Annotated in this window: 17 protein-coding genes, 1 tRNA gene and 1 other RNA gene; 13 read left to right on the plus strand and 6 right to left on the minus strand. The window is 50.6% G+C overall.

Features of this window, described 5'->3' with window-relative positions; all coding sequences use genetic code 11:
* Positions 1-36: 36 nt before the first annotated feature.
* Positions 37-112, minus strand: a tRNA-Val gene (locus tag WKJ04_RS13425).
* 181 nt (positions 113-293) lie between these two features.
* Here WKJ04_RS13425 and gltX point away from each other — a divergent pair.
* Together gltX and WKJ04_RS13435 are read left to right on the plus strand one after the other, a co-directional pair.
* A complete protein-coding gene (gene gltX / locus WKJ04_RS13430) occupies positions 294-1,709 on the plus strand; it encodes a glutamate--tRNA ligase (protein WP_337880875.1) in 1,416 nt (471 codons plus the stop codon).
* Positions 1,710-1,795: 86 nt separating this feature from the next.
* A complete protein-coding gene (locus WKJ04_RS13435) occupies positions 1,796-2,560 on the plus strand; it encodes a DUF481 domain-containing protein (protein ID WP_337880876.1) in 765 nt (254 codons plus the stop codon).
* Positions 2,561-2,608: 48 nt separating this feature from the next.
* On the opposite strand, the gene serA is transcribed toward WKJ04_RS13435, so the two are convergent.
* The 5 genes from serA to WKJ04_RS13460 form a co-directional block, all read right to left on the minus strand.
* The gene (gene serA, locus WKJ04_RS13440; protein WP_337880877.1) at positions 2,609-3,835 is read right to left on the minus strand and encodes a phosphoglycerate dehydrogenase; all 1,227 of its coding nucleotides are present in this window, start codon (positions 3,833-3,835) and stop codon (positions 2,609-2,611) included.
* A gap of 29 nt (positions 3,836-3,864) precedes the next feature.
* Positions 3,865-4,521, minus strand: a complete 657-nt coding sequence (rpiA, locus tag WKJ04_RS13445) for a ribose-5-phosphate isomerase RpiA (RefSeq protein ID WP_337880890.1) — start codon at positions 4,519-4,521, stop codon at positions 3,865-3,867.
* A 111-nt stretch (positions 4,522-4,632) separates the two neighbouring features.
* Positions 4,633-5,220, minus strand: coding sequence for a 5-formyltetrahydrofolate cyclo-ligase (locus WKJ04_RS13450; protein ID WP_337880878.1), 588 nt, complete (start codon positions 5,218-5,220; stop codon positions 4,633-4,635).
* Between the two features lie 67 nt (positions 5,221-5,287).
* A non-coding RNA gene (gene ssrS, locus WKJ04_RS13455) (6S RNA) lies at positions 5,288-5,471 on the minus strand.
* A gap of 100 nt (positions 5,472-5,571) precedes the next feature.
* A complete protein-coding gene (locus WKJ04_RS13460) occupies positions 5,572-5,889 on the minus strand; it encodes a cell division protein ZapA (protein ID WP_337880879.1) in 318 nt (105 codons plus the stop codon).
* A gap of 101 nt (positions 5,890-5,990) precedes the next feature.
* On the opposite strand from WKJ04_RS13460, the gene WKJ04_RS13465 reads away from it, so the two are divergent.
* From WKJ04_RS13465 to WKJ04_RS13515, 11 genes are all read left to right on the plus strand, one after another.
* A complete protein-coding gene (locus tag WKJ04_RS13465; protein WP_337880880.1) occupies positions 5,991-6,572 on the plus strand; it encodes a UPF0149 family protein in 582 nt (193 codons plus the stop codon).
* On the plus strand, positions 6,572-7,879 hold the full coding sequence (gene pepP, locus WKJ04_RS13470) for a Xaa-Pro aminopeptidase (protein ID WP_337880881.1): 1,308 nt from the start codon (positions 6,572-6,574) through the stop codon (positions 7,877-7,879). Before WKJ04_RS13465 ends, pepP begins: the two co-directional genes overlap by 1 nt.
* A 26-nt stretch (positions 7,880-7,905) precedes the next feature.
* Positions 7,906-9,174 (plus strand): 2-octaprenyl-6-methoxyphenyl hydroxylase, encoded by a 1,269-nt coding sequence (gene ubiH, locus WKJ04_RS13475; RefSeq protein ID WP_337880882.1) that lies wholly within the window; start codon positions 7,906-7,908, stop codon positions 9,172-9,174.
* A gap of 1 nt (position 9,175) precedes the next feature.
* Positions 9,176-10,390 carry an FAD-dependent monooxygenase gene (locus tag WKJ04_RS13480; protein WP_337880883.1) on the plus strand — a complete coding sequence of 405 codons (1,215 nt, stop codon included), beginning with the start codon at positions 9,176-9,178 and terminating at the stop codon, positions 10,388-10,390.
* A 258-nt stretch (positions 10,391-10,648) separates the two neighbouring features.
* On the plus strand, positions 10,649-11,728 hold the full coding sequence (gcvT, locus tag WKJ04_RS13485) for a glycine cleavage system aminomethyltransferase GcvT (RefSeq protein ID WP_337880884.1): 1,080 nt from the start codon (positions 10,649-10,651) through the stop codon (positions 11,726-11,728).
* 143 nt (positions 11,729-11,871) lie between these two features.
* Entirely contained in the window at positions 11,872-12,261 is a 390-nt protein-coding gene (gene gcvH, locus WKJ04_RS13490) for a glycine cleavage system protein GcvH (RefSeq protein ID WP_337840587.1), read from the plus strand.
* Between the two features lie 248 nt (positions 12,262-12,509).
* The gene (gcvP, locus tag WKJ04_RS13495) at positions 12,510-15,410 is read left to right on the plus strand and encodes an aminomethyl-transferring glycine dehydrogenase (RefSeq protein WP_337880885.1); all 2,901 of its coding nucleotides are present in this window, start codon (positions 12,510-12,512) and stop codon (positions 15,408-15,410) included.
* A 504-nt stretch (positions 15,411-15,914) separates the two neighbouring features.
* A complete protein-coding gene (locus WKJ04_RS13500) occupies positions 15,915-16,403 on the plus strand; it encodes a TIR domain-containing protein (RefSeq protein WP_337880886.1) in 489 nt (162 codons plus the stop codon).
* A complete protein-coding gene (locus tag WKJ04_RS13505; protein ID WP_337880887.1) occupies positions 16,397-17,062 on the plus strand; it encodes a hypothetical protein in 666 nt (221 codons plus the stop codon). Before WKJ04_RS13500 ends, WKJ04_RS13505 begins: the two co-directional genes overlap by 7 nt.
* Before the next feature lie 10 nt (positions 17,063-17,072).
* Positions 17,073-17,618 (plus strand): TIR domain-containing protein, encoded by a 546-nt coding sequence (locus WKJ04_RS13510; RefSeq protein WP_337880888.1) that lies wholly within the window; start codon positions 17,073-17,075, stop codon positions 17,616-17,618.
* Complete coding sequence (locus WKJ04_RS13515; RefSeq protein WP_337880889.1) at positions 17,618-18,445, plus strand: hypothetical protein; 828 nt, start codon at positions 17,618-17,620, stop codon at positions 18,443-18,445. The genes WKJ04_RS13510 and WKJ04_RS13515 overlap by 1 nt, the downstream gene beginning before the upstream one ends.
* Positions 18,446-18,489: the final 44 nt, after the last annotated feature.

Genomic DNA, 18,489 nt, shown 5'->3' on the forward strand with positions numbered 1-18,489 from the left:
GGTGCTTCACCGACCTTCAACTGTTACAACAAATTATGGTGGATGGTACTGGGTTCGAACCAGTGACCCCCGCCTTGTAAGGGCGGTGCTCTCCCGGCTGAGCTAACCATCCGGCGTAACGTTCGGCCGTCATTATAGGGGGCGGACTTTTTGTGTCAACACTATTTTCGGTTTGCGTATTCGTCTGCTGTAAAAGTAACCGCTTTATCGCGGTCAGAGCGAGTATCGGCCGTGCATTCAACGGTTAACAGCGCTACAATAGCGGCCGATTTTTTGGCCCTGATGGATTTATTATGTCGATTGTTACTCGCTTTGCGCCAAGCCCGACAGGTTATCTGCACGTTGGTGGCGCCAGAACGGCGTTATACAGCTGGTTATATGCCCGCAAAACCGGCGGCAAGTTTATTCTGCGTATAGAAGATACAGATTTAGAGCGTTCCACCCAGGAATCGGTGGATGCCATTATGGAAGGCATGCACTGGCTGGATCTGGATTACGATGAAGGCCCGTATTTTCAGACCCAAAGGTTTGACCTGTATAAAGAAGTAGTGGCGCAGCTGCTGGCTGAAGGCAAGGCTTATAAGTGCTTCTGTACCGTAGAAGAAGTCGACAAAATGCGTGAAGAGCAGATGGCCGCGGGCTTGAAGCCGAAGTACAACGGCATGTGGCGCGACCGCACCGATCACCCGGAAAACACCCCTTATGTGATCCGCTTTAAAAACCCGCTGGACGGTGTGGTGGTGATTGACGACTTAATTAAAGGCCGCATTGAAATTGCCAATGCGGAGCTGGATGACCTGATTATCGCCCGCAGTGATGGCACACCAACCTACAACCTGACTGTGGTGGTGGACGACTGGAAAATGGGCATTACCCATGTGATCCGTGGCGATGACCATGTCAACAATACACCGCGTCAGATGAATATTCTGGCGGCATTAGGCGCCGACATTCCTAAATATGCCCATGTGCCAATGATCCTGGGGGATGACGGCAAACGTCTGTCCAAACGCCATGGCGCTGTGGGGGTCATGCAGTACCGTGACAACGGTTTCCTGCCAGAAGCACTGCTGAACTACCTGGTGCGTTTAGGCTGGTCCCACGGCGATCAGGAAATTTTCAGCAAAGCTGAACTGGTGGAGCTGTTTGATTTAGCCAACTGTAACCGTGCGCCTTCGGCTTTTAACACCGACAAACTGGTGTGGCTGAACCAGCACTATATGAAAACGCTGGAGCCAGCTTATGTGGCTAAACACCTGGCATGGCATGTGGCCGATCAGAAACTGGATACCAGCAACGGCCCTGAGCTGGCTGAACTGGTGAAAGTGCAGGCAGAGCGGGTAAAAACCTTAAAAGAAATGGTGGAAGTCAGTCGCTATTTCTATGAAGACTTTGCCGAATTCGACGAAGCGGCAGCGAAAAAGCATTTACGCCCTGTGGCCGCAGAACCTTTGGCTGCTGTAAAAAGCAAACTGGCCGAATTAACCGACTGGACTGCCGAAGCGGTGCATGGCGCTATTAACGCGGCAGCCGAAAGCCTGGGTTTAGGGATGGGCAAAGTGGGCATGCCATTGCGTGTCGCTGTCACTGGCGGCGGCAACTCGCCATCGCTGGACCTGACGCTGACGCTGATTGGCAAAGCCCGTTGTCTGGCCCGCATCGAGATGGCGTTGGAGTATATCCAAAACCGGGCTGCTGACGCGGAGTAATTCGCTTCAGCATGGCCAGAAAAGCCAGGCTCAGCCTGGTTTTTCTTTATCCGAACCATGAATTAAACAAGAAAGGTAAAGTTGTTATGCGTGCTGTTGTCGCATCGTTGATGGTGTTATCCGCCAGTAGTCTGGCGCAACAAGCAGAAGTCGGTTTTGCTGACGCTGAAATTAAACCCTGGTCTGGTGATGTGGAGGTGGGTGTCGCTTTAAGCCGCGGTAATACAGAATCCACTGCGGTGCGCAGCAACGCTGAGCTGAATCAGGAGTTGGAACGTTTTCGTAACAAATACTTTATTCAGACGCTGTTTCAGCGCAACAGCACCGAAGACTCTGTTACTGGTGAAAAAAACGATTACACCACAGGCCAGCGTATTGGCCTGACCGGCCAGAGCAACTACAAGTTCTGGCAATCTGACAGCAGTCTGTTCGGCCGGGCACATTACCTGAATGACCGTTTTGGTGCCTTCCGGGAGCAAATGTCGGTGGCAGCCGGTTATGCCAACCGTCTGTATTCTGAAGGTGAAAACTACCTGGATTTTGAAACTGGTCCCGGTATGGCGTATGACAAACCTTCGGAAGGTGAAAGCAATTCAGGTTTAATCTGGTACGCAGCGGCGAACTTTGAATACCATTTCTCCGCCACCAGTAAATTTAAACAGACGCTGGAATACAACGTGTCTTTGGATGGCCACAACACCAGTTATGTCAGCCGCAGTGCTATTACCGCACAAATTAATAACCAGCTGGCGCTGCGTTTAAGTGTCAATGTGAAATACGATTCCGACGTAGCCGCAGACAAGAAAAGTACGGACAGCGAAACCGCAGCCACAGTGGTGTACTCGTTTTAACGGGTCTAAAAATGAATGGGGTCAGAGTACTACTCTGACCCCAAATTTTTAGTGCAGCACGCGGGCACGCAAGGTGCCTGGGATGGCTTTTAACTCATTCAATGCCAGTTCGTGGTCTTCTGAATCCACATCAATCACCACATAACCAATTTCGGCGTTGGTTTGCAGGTACTGACCTGAAATGTTGATGCCGTGTTTGGCAAAAGCTTCGTTGATTTTGCCAAGTACGCCGGGTTGGTTTTTGTGAATATGCAGCAGGCGTGAACGGCCTTTGTGCTCTGGCAGCGACACTTCCGGGAAGTTGACCGCCGACAGGGTCGAACCATTGTCGCTGTACTTCACCAGTTTACCGGCCACTTCAAAACCAATGTTTTCCTGTGCTTCCTGGGTGGAACCCCCAATGTGTGGCGTCAGGATCACATTGTCAAATTCGCGCAGTGGCGAGACAAATTCTTCGTCATTGCTGGTGGGTTCCTCAGGGAACACGTCAATGGCTGCACCGGCCAGCTTGTTGGTTTTGAGGGCGGACGCCAGGGCGTCAATGTCCACCACAGTACCGCGTGAAGCGTTGATTAAAATGGCACCTGGTTTCATCAGGTCCAGCTCAGCTTCACCGATCATATTTTTGGTGGAGGCCGTTTCAGGCACATGCAAGGTGACCACGTCGGACGTTTTCAGCAGACTGCCTAAATCCACCTGTGTGGCGTTTCCCAGCACCAGTTTGTCTTCGATATCGTAAAACTGCACCCGCATACCAATGTTTTCCGCCATGATCGACAGCTGAGTACCGATATGACCGTAACCTATAATACCCAGAGTTTTACCACGGGCTTCAAAGGACTGAGTGGCGGTTTTTTGCCATTCACCGCGGTGAGCGGCGGCGTTGCGGGCCGGAATGCCACGCAGCAGCATAATCAGCTGGCCTAACACCAGTTCGGCCACTGAACGGGTGTTAGAAAACGGCGCGTTAAATACGGCAATGCCGCGGGCCATGGCCGCATCCAGGTTCACCTGGTTGGTGCCAATACAAAAACAGCCGATAGCCGTCAGTTTCGTTGCTGCATCCAGCACTTTTTCATTCAGCTGAGTACGGGAGCGAATACCGATAAAATGCACGTCGCGGATTTTTTCAATCAGCTCATCTTCCTCCAACGAGGTTTTCAGGTATTCGATATTGGTGTAGCCCTGTTTCTTAAAGGTCTGCACCGCACTCTGGTGCAGGCCTTCGAGCAGCAGAATTTTGATCTTGTCCTTCGGCAACGAAAACTTAGTCATGGTTACTTCACTCTTGTTATTTGCAAAAATCAGTTCAGCACTAAGGTGCCTTGTGGGGTTCCCACCAGCACCAGATTGGCGGCGCGGCGGGCAAAAATGCCGTTTGTCACAACGCCAACCAGGTTGTTTATTTGTTGTTCTAAGACTTCTGGCTCTGTGATCGACAGGCCATGCACATCGAGAATAATGTTACCGTTGTCCGTGACGACACCTTCGCGCCACACCGGGGTGCCACCCAGTTTCACCAGCTCGCGGGCCACATAAGCACGCGCCATCGGAATCACTTCCACCGGCAGTGGGAATTTGCCGAGAACCCCGACCTGCTTGCTCTGGTCGACGATGCAGATAAATTGCTCTGCCACCGCAGCGACAATTTTTTCCCGGGTCAGGGCCGCACCACCGCCTTTAATCATGTGTTTGCGGGGGGTAATTTCGTCGGCGCCGTCCACATAGACGCTAAAACTTTCCACCTCGTTCAGGTCCAGCACCTTAATGCCCAACGCCTGCATTTTTTCCGTGGAAGCCACTGAAGAGGACACCGCGCCCAGGATCTCATCTTTGATGGTTGCTAAGGCGTCAATAAAGTGGTTGACGGTAGAGCCGGTGCCGACACCGACAATGGTATTGCGGGGCACATAATCCAATGCGGTCCATGCCGCATTTTTTTTCAGTTGATCCTGAGTCATCAGAGGGTCCAAAAAGCGTTTAGCCATACAGATGGATATTACCCTGAAAGCAGGGAGGCGAAAAAGGTCTTTGCTAAAAAAGAAAGCAGGCCGCTCTGACCAGCCCAGCGCTTAATCAAATTGCCAGACTTGTTCAGGGGTGGCGATAAAACGCAGCGGCTGGTCCCAGGCTTCAACCGGCACATGCTCAACCTGCTGGCATTGATGTGCCAGGCCCATCAGCACAGGCGTTGTTCTGTCTGAAGGTAACTGCGATAAAGTCCGGTCATAAAAGCCGCCGCCCATCCCCAGGCGGTGGCCTTGCGCATCAAAGGCCACCAGCGGGGTCAAAATTAAGTCCAGCTGCTGCACAGGGCAAATCTGGCTGCAATTGAGCACCGGTTCGCCAATACCAAATTGATTGAGGGTGAGGGGGGTATCCGGGGTAAATTGCTGAAACAGCAAGTAACCAGGCACCAGCGGGTGCAACAGGGGTAAATACAGGTTTTTTTCACGCGCCCACAACGCCGAGATCAGAGGCTGCGTGGATATTTCACCATCATTGGTCAGGTACAGAGCAATATGCTGGCAAGATGCAAGTTCGGGCCAGCACAGCAGTTGTTGAACCAGGGCGGTTGCGGCTTGTTGCTGTTCGGCATCCGACAAAGCGCGGCGCCGCTGACGGGTCAGGGTTCGTAATTCAGCACGGCTGGAAGACATAAAAAGCTAACCACAACACAGAATGCACAGAGCTTAAAACAAAGAGGGAATAAACAAAAGCAGAGGGTCGTTCTCCAAGTTGCCGTGTCAGGCGATAGCCCTTGAACCCAAGGTTCAAGGCGGGAGTCCAATGGTTGCCTCAGGCTTCTCAGTACGGGCTGAGCTTGCACACTAGCAACACAGAAGAGCCCCTGGTTAAAAAGAATATCGGCTCAGGGACGTCTACCCAATCACAAACAACTCAGAGAACGCCTCAAGTATAACACCGGCTCCGGGGCTGTTCAGCCCCGAATTTCATTTTTAGCGTTTAGTTGCGTAGTTTTGCCGCAAGTTGGTGTTTTTATTCACAACTTAGTTGGAATCGACAACCGCTTTGGCTTTTAAATCCACCAGCTCATTGCATAAATTCAGCGCTATCATCAGCAGCACATCTTCATTCATATGCACACCGGGTTTGTATTTGGTGGTGGCCACCCGGGTCTCCAATTCGGTAATGGCGGCCTGCAGGCGTTGCTCTTCACCGACAGGGCAAGCCACTTTCAGCACCCGGCCCAATACCGAAATGGTCAGTTGTTTGGGTTTGTCAGTTTTGCTTTTGGCGGCGACAGGTTTTTTCACCACAGCGTCGGCCGGTGGGGGTGGAACAGGACGAAATTTACGAAGTTGCATAGTTACCGCCTGGGCCTGCGAGTTGGGCGCCATCTGTTGGCGGGCTTAACGCTCAGATGGTAGGATACACGCCTTGAAAAGTCGCTTGGGCCGAAAAATTTATGAATCAGGATGCCTTACGTTCGTACGACTACTGGACCAGCCTGCTGGATCAATCTCACCTGATGGCGTCTGCCGCCGAAGTTCATGGCTTAATTGCCGGTTTGCTGTCTGCCGGTGTCAATGCCGAAGCAGCGCAGATCTTACCAGTTCTGTATGACTTCTTAAATGACGGACAAGCCTTATCTAATGCAGCAAAAACAGAAATTTCTGAATTAATTGCGCAAACGTCTGCATCTTTGGCACAAACCGACTACTCCTTTGCGTTATTGCTGCCCTCCGACGACGATTCGTTGCCGGAGCGGCTGGAAGCCATGGTGGAGTGGACGCAGTCCTTTTTGGTTGGTTTTGCCATTCAGCAAAACGATTTGTCACTTTGTTCAGAAGACGTGCGTGATGCAGTCAAGCAACTGACCGAAATCACCCATATTGACGTGTTTGCGCTGGATGACAACAGCAGCGAAGACAACGAAGAGTCCTATTTCCTGGTGCTGGAGCATATCCGTTTACTGGTGCTGACCTGTTTTAACGAAGTGGGCCAGAAGTTTGCCAAAGCCGAAGTTCAGAACAAGACACTGCATTAATGAATACAACCATTTACCAACAACGCCGCGACGCTTTGCTGGCGCAGATGCCGCTCAACTCGGTTGCCCTTATTCCGTCAGCGCAAGAGCTGACCCGCAGCCGGGATACCGAATTTCCGTTTCGCCAGGACAGCGACCTGACGTATCTGACTGGTTTCCCTGAACCTGACAGCTTATTGATCTTAAGCAAAGCGCAGAACGGCGAAACCAGGCATCTTCTGCTCTGCCGCGCCAAAGACGCGCTGGCTGAAGTCTGGCAGGGCCGGCGTTTTGGGCCTGAAGCGGCCAAAACCCGCTTTGGTCTGGACACCGCCTGTATTGATGAACTGGAGACAGTGCTGTTAGACGCCCTGAATCAAAAGCAGACGTTGGTGTACTCCGAAGGCACTTATGCGGCTTTTGACAGCAAAGTGGCCGAGACGCTGAAAACCTTAAGGCTCTACCCAAAACGTGGTTATCTGGCACCCACAGTGCGGCAGGACTTACGGCCTTTAATTGCCCGACAACGGCTGTTGAAAGACGAAGCCGAGCAAGAGCTGATGCGAAAAGCGGGCTCTATCAGTGCCTTGGGCCATTGCAGGGCGATGCGGGCCGCCAAAGCCGGGCTCTTTGAATACCAGCTGGAAGCAGAGATTGTGCATGAATTTGCCATGCACGGCGCGCGCCGGGTGGGGTATAACACCATAGTAGGCGGCGGTGAAAACGGCTGTATTTTGCATTACACCGACAACAACGACCTTTTAAAAGACGGTGATTTGGTGCTGATAGACGCAGGTGCAGAATACCAGGGCTACACGGGCGACATTACCCGCACTTTCCCGGTCAATGGCCGGTTCAGCACCGAACAGGCGGCGCTGTATCAGGTGGTGTTAAATGCCCAGTACGCTGCCTGTGCCGCGGTAAAACCGGGCAACAGCATGAATGATGCAGTGGCGGCGGCGCAGCTGGAGCTGACCAAAGGTTTGCTGGAGCTGGGTATTTTGCAGGGCGAGCTGGAGCTGTTGCTGCAGGACAATGCCTGCAAGCAGTATTTTATTCATGGCCTGGGCCACTGGCTGGGGCTGGACGTGCATGACGTTGGCGCTTATCAGTTAAACGGCACAGCGCGGCCTTTTGAACCCGGCATGGTGCTGACCATTGAACCCGGCCTCTATATTCCGTCTGGCTCCGCCTGCGATAAAAAATGGTGGGGTCTGGCAGTTCGGATAGAAGACAATTTACTGGTGACAGCCACAGGGCATGACAACCTGACCGAGGCAGTGCCGAAAGAAATTGCACAGATAGAAGCGCTGATGGCCGCCCGGTAAGCGGGCTCAGCACAAGCGAGGATGCATTGACAGAGCCTTTTGATATTCTGATTTCGGGTGGCGGTATGGCAGGAGCCATGCTGGCGCATCAGTTATTGCAGCAAGGCAGCCTGAAGGTGGCGGTGGTGGAGCAACAGGCTGACGCCAGCCCGTCAAAAAGCAGTTTTGACAGCCGCAGCATTGCGTTATCTGAAGGCAGCATCCGCCTGCTGAACCGCTGGGGGCTCTGGCCTCTGCTGGCGTCCTGCGCCAGCCCTATTAAAACCATTGCGGTGTCAGACAAAGGCCATTTCGGTAAGACTTACCTGCAAAGCAGCGACTATCAGCTGGACGCACTGGGTCAGGTGATCGAAGTGGAGCATATAGGCACAGTGCTGCATCAAAAGCTGCAACCTTATGAAGCACAAGGCCGTCTGGTCTGGTTCCGGCCGGATGCCATCAGTGCCATTACGCCGTCATCAGAGGTTCAGCAGATTGAGCTGAAATCAGGCCTAAGCGTCAGCTGCCGTTTGCTGGTGATTGCCGAAGGTGGTGTGTCGCCCAGCCGCGAACTGGCCGGGTTTACGCTGCAAAGCGACGATTATGGCCAGACGGCGCTGATTGCCAATATTGGCCTGCAACAACCGCATCAGGGCAAAGCCTTTGAACGCTTTACGCCCACAGGCCCACTGGCCTTGTTGCCTTTGACCGGGCAGCGTTATTCGCTGGTCTGGACCTTGGCACCAGAGCGGGCCGCAGAGCTGATGCAGTGTGACGACGCCGATTTTCTGGCCGCGCTGCAGGCCGAAGCCGGTTACCGGGCCGGGGTGTTCCACAAAGCCGGTCAACGGGCGCTTTATCCGCTTACGCTGCGCCGTGCCAGTGAAGCGGCCCGCCACAGAGTCGTTTTGCTTGGCAACTCCTTGCATAACTTGCACCCTATTGCCGGCCAGGGCTTTAACCTGGCGCTGCGCGATATTTATTCCCTGGTGCTGCTGGTGCAACGGGTGCAGGCAACCCAGTCGATGCCGGCTCAACTGGGCGATTACGCCTTTAGCCGCGCGTACCAAAAGTTGCGGGAGCCGGATATGCAGCAATTGATTTTGTACACAGACGCTTTAGTGCGGCTGTTTTCCAACTCGTCGCGGCTGGTTGCGCTTGGCCGCAATCTGGGCCTGAGCGGGCTGAATAACTGCAAGGCACTGAAATCTCAGCTGGCGCATTTTGCAATGGGGCTGACGCCTTTGCAGCAGATCGAGCAGCAACTGAAACAGCCTGGATCCGCAGTGCCAGTGCGCCAGACCGAAGGAGCTTAAGATGCTGGATTTGGATATCGCCATTGTTGGTGCCGGCAGTGCAGGCCTTACGCTGGCGCTGCTGTTAAGCGAGCTGCCGCTGAAAATTGCGCTGCTGGATAAAGGTGATGCGCCGCAGATTGGCGCAGCGCCCAGCCTGCAGCGGGTCAGTGCGCTGAACCAGGCGTCACGCCGGGTGTTGCAACAATTAGGCGCCTGGCAGCAGCTTTCCAGCAAAGCCGGGTTTCAGAAAATGGAAGTCTGGGAAGCCGACAGCTTTGCCCGGATTGCCTTTGACGCCGCCGAGCAGCAAGTGGACGCTTTGGGGTACCTGGTGGACAACGAAGAGCTGCGCCAGTGCCTGTTCCAGCAACTGGCCGACAAAGCCAATGTGCGCGGCCTGTTTAACTGCCAGATTGACAGTATCAATGCCGGTGAAGAGCAAACCTTGCTTAGCTTAAGCGGGCAGGGGCCAGTGCTGTGCAAATTGCTGGTGGCGGCCGATGGCGCTAACTCTTTTGTACGTCAGCAGCTGAACATGCCGATTGCGTTCTGGGATTACGACCATCAGGCGCTGGTGTGCCAAATTCGCAGCACAGAGCCGCATGGCCAGTGCGCCCGGCAGGTGTTTTTACCCCATGGCCCGCTGGCCTTATTGCCCTTGGCTGATCCGCATCTGCTTTCCATTGTCTGGAGTGTGCCACCTGAACAGGCTGCAGAGTTGCTGGCCCTGACTGAAGCCGACTTTAACAAAGCCCTGACGGTTGCCAGCGGCAATGTGCTGGGGTTGTTAAGCCGTGCCAGCGCGCTGAGCGCGCATCCGCTGAAAATGCGTTACGCCAGCGAGTGGCTGCTGAATAAAGTGGTGCTGGTGGCCGACGCGGCCCACACCATTCATCCGTTGGCAGGCCAGGGCATGAATTTAGGTTTAATGGACGTAGTCGCATTAGCAGAACTAATTTCAGAGCAGTTAAAAGTCCGCAAGCCGTTGCACGAAGAGCGCTTATTGCGCCGCTATGAACGCTGGCGCAAGGCCGAAGCTCAAACCCTGATTGTGGCGATGGAAGCCTTTAAACGTGGTTTTGGCAGCAGTCACCCCGCGTTGAAACTGGTGCGGGGCCTGGGAATGCGGCTGATTGACAAGGCTGGCCCGCTGAAAAAAAGCATTATGGCGGCGGCGCTTGGCAACAGCGGTGATTTACCCAAACGCGCCAGGCCAGAATTTACAACCGACTGACAACAGCGCAACAACCTTTCAGCTTGTTATTTTTCCACATAAATAAATCTAATGAACTGGGGGCTGTTGGCCCCTTGGGGCATCGGTTATAATCAGGCTCATCCTGAATTGCAGCTTTGGTTATATGCACAGTTGTGTGACCAGCTGATGACTGCAATCTAACTTTTTCAATGGTGTCAGCCCACCCTGTTGAACAGCGACGCTGATGCCTTACCTCTGCCGCGCCGTACGCAGCATACAACAATGGAAAAAGTACCGATGGCCCAACAAACCGTATTATTCGCCAAGCACCTCGAAGCTGGCGCCAAGATGGTGGACTTTCACGGCTGGGATATGCCGTTGAACTATGGTTCACAAATCGAAGAACACCACGCTGTGCGTCAGGACGCCGGTATGTTCGACGTGTCGCACATGACTATCGTTGACCTGAAAGGGCCAAACACCCGCAACTTCCTGCGTTATTTACTCGCCAACGACGTCAACAAACTGACCGTCTCAGGCAAAGCCTTATACAGCGGCATGTTAAACGAAGCGGGCGGCGTGATTGACGATTTGATTGTGTACTTCCTGACCGAAGATTTCTTCCGCTTAGTCGTCAACTCTGCGACCCGCGAAAAAGACTTAGCCTGGATCAACCAACAAGCTGCAGCCTTTAATGTCACTGTGACCGAACGCCCTGAGTTTGCGATGATTGCGGTGCAAGGCCCGAATGCCAAAGCCAAAGTGGCCACTATTCTGTCGGCTGAGCAACAAGCCGCTGTGGCGGGCATGAAGCCATTCTTCGGTGTGCAGGCCGGTTCCCTGTTTATTGCCACCACGGGTTACACAGGCGAAGACGGTTACGAAATTTCTTTGCCAAACGAAGAAGCCGCTGACTTCTGGCAAAAACTGCTGGACGCTGGTGTAAAACCTGCTGGTTTAGGCGCACGTGACACCTTACGTTTAGAAGCCGGTATGAACCTGTACGGTCAGGATATGGACGAAAGCGTCTCGCCACTGGCCGCCAATATGGGCTGGACCATTGCCTGGGAACCAAGCGACCGCAACTTTATCGGCCGCGCCGTGCTGGAACAGCAAAAAGCGGCAGGCACTGAAAAACTGGTCGGCCTGGTGATGGAAGCCAAAGGCGTATTACGTCATGGCCAGAAAGTGGTGACTGCAGCAGGTGAAGGTGTGATTACCTCTGGTACCTTCTCACCCACTTTAGGTTTCAGTATTGCAATGGCCCGCGTGCCAGCTGCGACTGGTGACAGTGCAGAAGTGGATATTCGCGGTAAACTGGTGCCGGTCAAAGTGGTAAAACCGAACTTTGTCCGCATGGGTAAAAAAGTCATTTAAAGGTGCGCCTGGCTGTGGCTGAAAAATAATCAGCTACCGCACTGAAGCGCGCCTTGCGGCAACCCCAAGCCTTGGCTATGGTGGTTGCCGACGCCAGTGAACTGGCCCCAATAAAAACAGCTTTAAGGTCTGAGGAACAAAAGATGAGCTCTATTCCAACTAATTTAAAATATGTTTCATCACACGAGTGGGTTCGTGACGAAGGCAACGGTGTGTACACAGTGGGTATTACTGAACACGCCCAGGACTTACTGGGTGACATGGTGTTCGTTGAATTACCAGAAGTTGGCGAAACTGTGACGAAAGGCGACGACGTGGCTGTGGCTGAGTCGGTGAAAGCGGCTTCAGACATTTATGCACCTCTGTCTGGCGAAATTGTTGAAGCAAACGACGCACTGAACGACGCACCAGAGCTGGTAAACAGCGCACCATTCGGCGACGGCTGGATGTTCAAAATCAAAATTTCTGACGAATCTGAGCTGGCCAGCCTGTTAGACGCCGCTGGTTACCAGGCCGTGATCGACGCCGAATAAACCGGCCGCCAAACCCCGTGACCACACGGGGTTTTTGTTTTGCCGGTGAAACCGGAAAAATTTTGTAGAGGCGGGTTTTCACCTACCCGCATCAACCGAAAAATGTAGGGGTGTGGTTTACCGCGCCCGACAAAACCAGACCCGGTGCATTGATTGGGTAAGGGCGCAGCAAGCTACGCCCCTACGGTGAAATAAACGCCCACTGCGGGCAACAACAGATGTTATAAACGCTTTAGGAACTTCAAGGCATGACCACTTCAGCTGTGAAAACCCTGTCGCAACTTGCGAACCATCAGGAATTTATTCAACGCCATATAGGCCCGGACGCTAACGAAACAGCAGCTATGCTGGCTGAATTAGGCGTAAGCAGCATGGAAGAGCTGATCGCACAAACTGTGCCTGCTTCCATTCGCCTGCCAAAGCCATTGGCAACTGGTGAAGCCACAACTGAAGCGGACGCTCTGGCGTACTTAAAAGCGGCTGCGAACAAAAACAAACTATTCAAAAGCTACATTGGTATGGGCTACCACCCAACACTGACACCTAACGTGATTTTACGTAACGTGTTGGAAAACCCGGGCTGGTACACAGCCTACACCCCATACCAGCCGGAAATTGCTCAGGGCCGTTTAGAAGCGCTGCTGAACTTCCAACAAATTTCATTAGATTTAACAGGTATGGAGCTGGCATCAGCGTCATTACTGGACGAAGCCACTGCCGCTGCTGAAGCTATGGCGCTGGCCAAACGTGTCGCAAAAAGCAAAGCCAATACCTACTTTATTGCTGACGACGTGCACCCACAGACGATTGACGTAGTGCGCACCCGTGCGGAAATGTTTGGTTTTGACGTGATCATTGGCAAAGCCACTGATGCGGTAAACCACGACGTCTTTGGTGCTTTATTACAGTACCCGTCTACTACGGGTGAAGTGCGTGATGACAGCGGTTTAATTGCAGCGCTGCAGGCGAAAAAAGCTGTAGTCGCCGTCGCAGCCGACATGATGAGCTTACTGTTATTAAAATCTCCAGGCGAATTAGGCGCAGACGTAGTTTTAGGTTCTGCCCAGCGTTTTGGTGTGCCTATGGCTTTTGGTGGCCCACACTCAGCATTCTTCGCAACCCGTGACGATTACAAACGTTCTATGCCAGGCCGTATCATTGGTGTGTCGAAAGACCGCCGTGGTAATCAGGCGCTGCGTATGGCAATGCAAACCCGTGAACAGCATATCCGTCGTGAAAAAGCCAACTCCAACATCTGTACTGCACAGGTGTTACTGGCGAACATGGCGTCTTTCTTCGCTGTGTACCACGGTCCGGAAGGCCTGAAAAACATCGCAGAGCGTATTCACCGTTCTGCCGACGTATTTGCAGCTGGCCTGCAAGCCAAAGGTGTTTCATTAGTTCATAACACCTGGTTCGACACTGTTACTTTTAAAGTGGCTGACGGCGCTGCACGCTCTGCTGTTATAGCCCGTGCTATAGCCGCTGAAGTGAACTTACGTACTGATATCGCGGACAGCTTAAGCGTAAGCTTTAACGAACTGACTTCAGCTTCTGACATCGCTCAGTTGTTTGACATCGTATTAGGCGCTGGCCATGGCTTAGACGTCACTACCTTAGACGCTGAAATCGTAGCTAAAGGCTCGAACTCTATTCCTGCTGACCTGGTTCGCACGTCTAAGTACTTAACGCACCCGGTATTTAACCAGTACCACAGCGAAACTGAAATGCTGCGTTATATCAAAAAGCTGGAAAACAAAGACTTAGCACTGAACCACTCCATGATTTCTTTAGGTTCGTGCACCATGAAGTTAAACGCCACAGCCGAAATGATCCCGGTAACATGGCCAGAATTTGGTTCGCTGCACCCGTTTGTGCCACGCGATCAGGCCGAAGGTTACTACGACATGATTGGCGAGCTGGCCAACTGGTTGGTAGAAATCACAGGCTACGACGCTGTGTCTATGCAACCAAACTCAGGCGCGCAAGGCGAATACGCTGGCATGATCGCCATTCGTAAATACCACGAAAGCCGCGGCGATTCACACCGTAACGTGTGTTTAATTCCGGTGTCGGCGCATGGTACTAACCCTGCCACAGCAGCGATGGCTTGCTTTGAAGTGGTACTGGTCGATTGCGACAAGAGCGGTAACATCGACATGGCCGATTTAAAAGCCAAAGCCGAAGCCGTATCCGACAAGTTAGCCGCCATCATGGTGACTTACCCATCTACGCACGGTGTGTTTGAAGAGTCTATCCGCGAGCTGTGTGACATAGTGCACGCGCACGGTGGCCAGGTGTATATGGACGGCGCCAACATGAACGCTCAGGTAGGTATTACTTCTCCTGGCTTTATCGGTGCTGACGTATCGCATTTAAACCTGCACAAAACCTTCTGTATTCCTCACGGCGGTGGCGGCCCGGGCATGGGTCCAATAGGTGTGAAGAAACAATTAGCTCCCTTTATGCCAAACCACGCTGTGGTAAAAATTGAAGGCACTGGCGCAAACAACGGCGCAGTATCTGCAGCACCATTTGGTAGCGCAGGCATTCTGCCAATCAGCTGGATGTACATCAAAATGATGGGCGGCGACGGTTTACGTCAAGCCACTGAAATGGCGATTTTAAACGCCAACTACATGGCGAAAAAACTGGGTAGCCTGTTCCCTGTGTTGTACGTAGGTACCAATGGCCGCGTAGCGCACGAATGTATTATCGACATGCGTCCACTGAAAGAAAAAACCGGCGTCACAGAAATGGACATCGCCAAACGCTTAATGGACTACGGCTTCCACGCCCCAACTATGTCATTCCCGGTAGCCGGCACACTGATGATCGAGCCTACTGAGTCTGAAAGCAAAGTGGAACTGGACAAATTTATCACCGCCATGACTTCTATCCGCAATGAAATTGCCAAAGTAGAAGCAGGGGAGTGGACTGCAGACAACAACCCACTGCACTTCGCACCTCACACCATGGAAGATATTTTCGACCCAAGCTGGGACCGCCCATACGAGCGTCAGTACGCTGCATTCCCTGCACAGTACGTGGCAGAAAACAAATTCTGGCCAACAGTCACCCGTATCGACGACGTATACGGCGACCGCAACCTGATGTGTGCTTGCCCAAGCCCGGAAGATTATCGGTAATAAAGAAACCCGCCACCCGGCGGGTTTTTTATTACCTGTTGATATTCAACTGTAGGGGCGTGGGCTTGTCCCCGCCCGCATTCTCCATGCTTAGCCGAATATCTAATAACTTCAGCGCAGCGATTTGGCTCTGACCCCAGTTTGCCAACTGCGATCGGGTTTAGCTGATTGAAAGTGGTAGCTGGTTAGTGATTGATTTACTTTGATAACTGCCGTTCGAGGTGTTTTTTTAACTTTGACACATGTTTTATTCTGAAATGAACTATTTTGAAACGAACTTTCTTTTAGAAATAACTCACAAGTGACTAAAATTATCCCTGATTTCAATACAATCCAGTTGTCAGCTCTAATGATTTGAATTAGCTTAATAAGCTGAGTGTGTATTTTGTGCGATGTTACCGTTCTCTGCAGTTTTAAGCTAATTAGTACAGTTCTTTTTTATGGGTTGGTATAAGGCTAAGCCTTTTTAGTGTTAATTAATGGACCAATAGTCGAGGGATATGGATGTCAGAAACAGTAAAAAATGTCTTTGTAAGCCATCATCACAAAGATGACGCAAGTGTAGACAATCTCGCCAAAATGCTTTCCGGCAAAAATGTTCAGTTGAGAAATAGTTCAATCAGAGCCAAGCCAGAAAATCAAGCCAGACTCGATAAGAAAATGGTGAGTGATAAAACTATAGAACGTCTTTTGCGTATGAAGATGCGATGGGCTGGTCAGGTTATAGTCATTATTGGTAAAGAGACACATGCTAGAGCGTGGGTTAATTGGGAAATCAAAGTAGCGCATCAATTAGGAAAACCAATAATTGGTGTTTATGAGCACGGTCTAAAAGAAAAAGTCGAGCTTCCTGAGAATCTTAAAAAATATGCAACTGCAGTTGTAGGCTGGAAGCCAGATTCTGTGATTGATGCCTTGGCAGGACACAGCCAGTTTCAGAATCCTGATGGTACACCTTCTCTTAAAAATAGCGGTGGGAATATAGTGTGTTGATTATTCCATCTTCGTATTTGTATACCTATGCGATCACAAGAGACTTTGGATTTGCTCCAAACCCCTTTCATGGATTTTGTACTTTGGCCACATGTAAGCCTCGTATCCGTAAGGCCGCAAATGTCAATGATTGGATTATGGGTGTTGGTGGTAGTAGTTTGGGTTCCAGAAAGGGGCAGTGTATTTTCTTGATGAAGGTATCAGAAAAGTTAGGATTTCAAAACTATTGGGATGACTTACGATTTTCATTAAAAAAGCCTTTGCGTAACGGAAGTCTGGTCCAAATGGTTGGCGACAATTTGTATCACAGAGATGTCGATAAAAATTGGGTTCAAGAAGATTCACATCACAGCAATCCTGATGGTTCTCCAAATTTTATAAATTTAACAAGAGATACTGGTTGTACTGATCAAGTGCTTATTTCAAATTGTTTTTTTTATTTTGGTAGTCAATCAGTGCAAGTTGATTTGGACTCTATCGGATATAAAAGGATTAGAGATTTCAAGAAAACTGCTCTTTCAGAGTCATCAGAAGGAAGGAAAATAATTGAAACTCTCTGCCGTGAGAATCGAAAGAATATAAATCTTGTGATTGCCGATCCTTGTCAATTTATGAATTCCCACCAACGGGTAGACCAAGGCACCGGGAAGATAACTTAGTGGAGTCCATATGACTTTAATCAAAAGGAAAGTGTTTGTATCCCACTACAGGGGAGACAGAACAGAGGTTGATAGATTCATAGAGCAATTTGGTCATGTTTTTATTCCTAGGGTTCTTGGTGCAAATGGTAACGATGAGTTCATAAATAGTACAAACACTGATTATGTAATGCAGTGCATTAGGGATAAATACCTTGGAGATAGTACTGTAACAATAGTGCTTTTGGGATCTTGTACCCACAGCCGCAGATATATTGATTGGGAGATAAAAAGTTCCTTACGACAGGGACAGACATTACCCAATGGTTTGATTGGAATTTCACTCCCGAGTCAAGATGGTTCTACATTTTTGCCTTCGAGGCTTAAAGATAACTGGAACATCGATCATCAGAACTGCTATGCAAGGTATTGGAGATATCCATCGACTCATCACCAATTGAGTGAATGGATTGAAGATGCATTTCACGCGCGAACTTCACGAGCTAAATATATAGTTAACTCTGCACCAATGATGATTTACAACTCAAAGTGCAAAAATTGTGGGGAGACTCATTAGTGTCTACTCAATACAAACCTCCTTTAGCTATAAACTTTTTATGGAACTTCGCCGATTATTCAGCTGTTTACCCAATAATAGATACTGTAAGAAAATGCTTTGCTCGCGACAGAGATAAGCCATTCTCACGTGGGCTCAATGTACCTCTGTTCTATTTCAGTTCTCTGAACCCAACTGAAATACCGGATAAAAAGCCAGAATTTTGTGCAAGTAATAACATTATCTTCGTGTTTACCAGTGTAAACACGCTCGGAATAGAACCTTGGAAGAGATATTTGGAAGAGCTTCCTGTATTGCCAAACATGCACATTGTACCAATTGCCATAAGTAGAGAAGGCTTAAGGCATGAAGGCGCTCTTGCGGGACTAAACTGTATTCGAGTTAATGACTGGCCATCTGAAAATAGGGACATTTATGCAGTTGTGGCACTTGCACATGAAATTTATCGCTATAGCTGCGTTTCCAGTGAAGATAAAGACACTGGAAAATTCTCTTCAATAACAATTTTCTTAAGTCATGCAAAGGCTGGTGACACAGGTCGGTTACATTCTGAAGAAATTAGAAGGTTTATAGACAATACAAATATGAATCGTTTTTTTGATTCAACAGATATTTCCCCTGGTTTTTTATTCAGTCAGGAAATTGAGAATAGTATCAAGACATCAACACTTGTCGCCATTGAAAGTGACGCATATTCTTCCAGATATTGGTGTCAACGTGAAGTCTTATGTGCAAAGCGATATGATCGCCCAATTATTGTTGTGGATAGCCTTCATGACTATGAAGACCGCATTTTCCCCGCAGCCTCGAATGTCCCGAGAGTGTAAAAAAATCTGTGTAAGTGGCATTCTACCTATGTATTTGAAAGGAC

This window comes from Rheinheimera sp. (assembly GCF_037442345.1).
Taxonomy (GTDB): domain Bacteria; phylum Pseudomonadota; class Gammaproteobacteria; order Enterobacterales; family Alteromonadaceae; genus Pararheinheimera.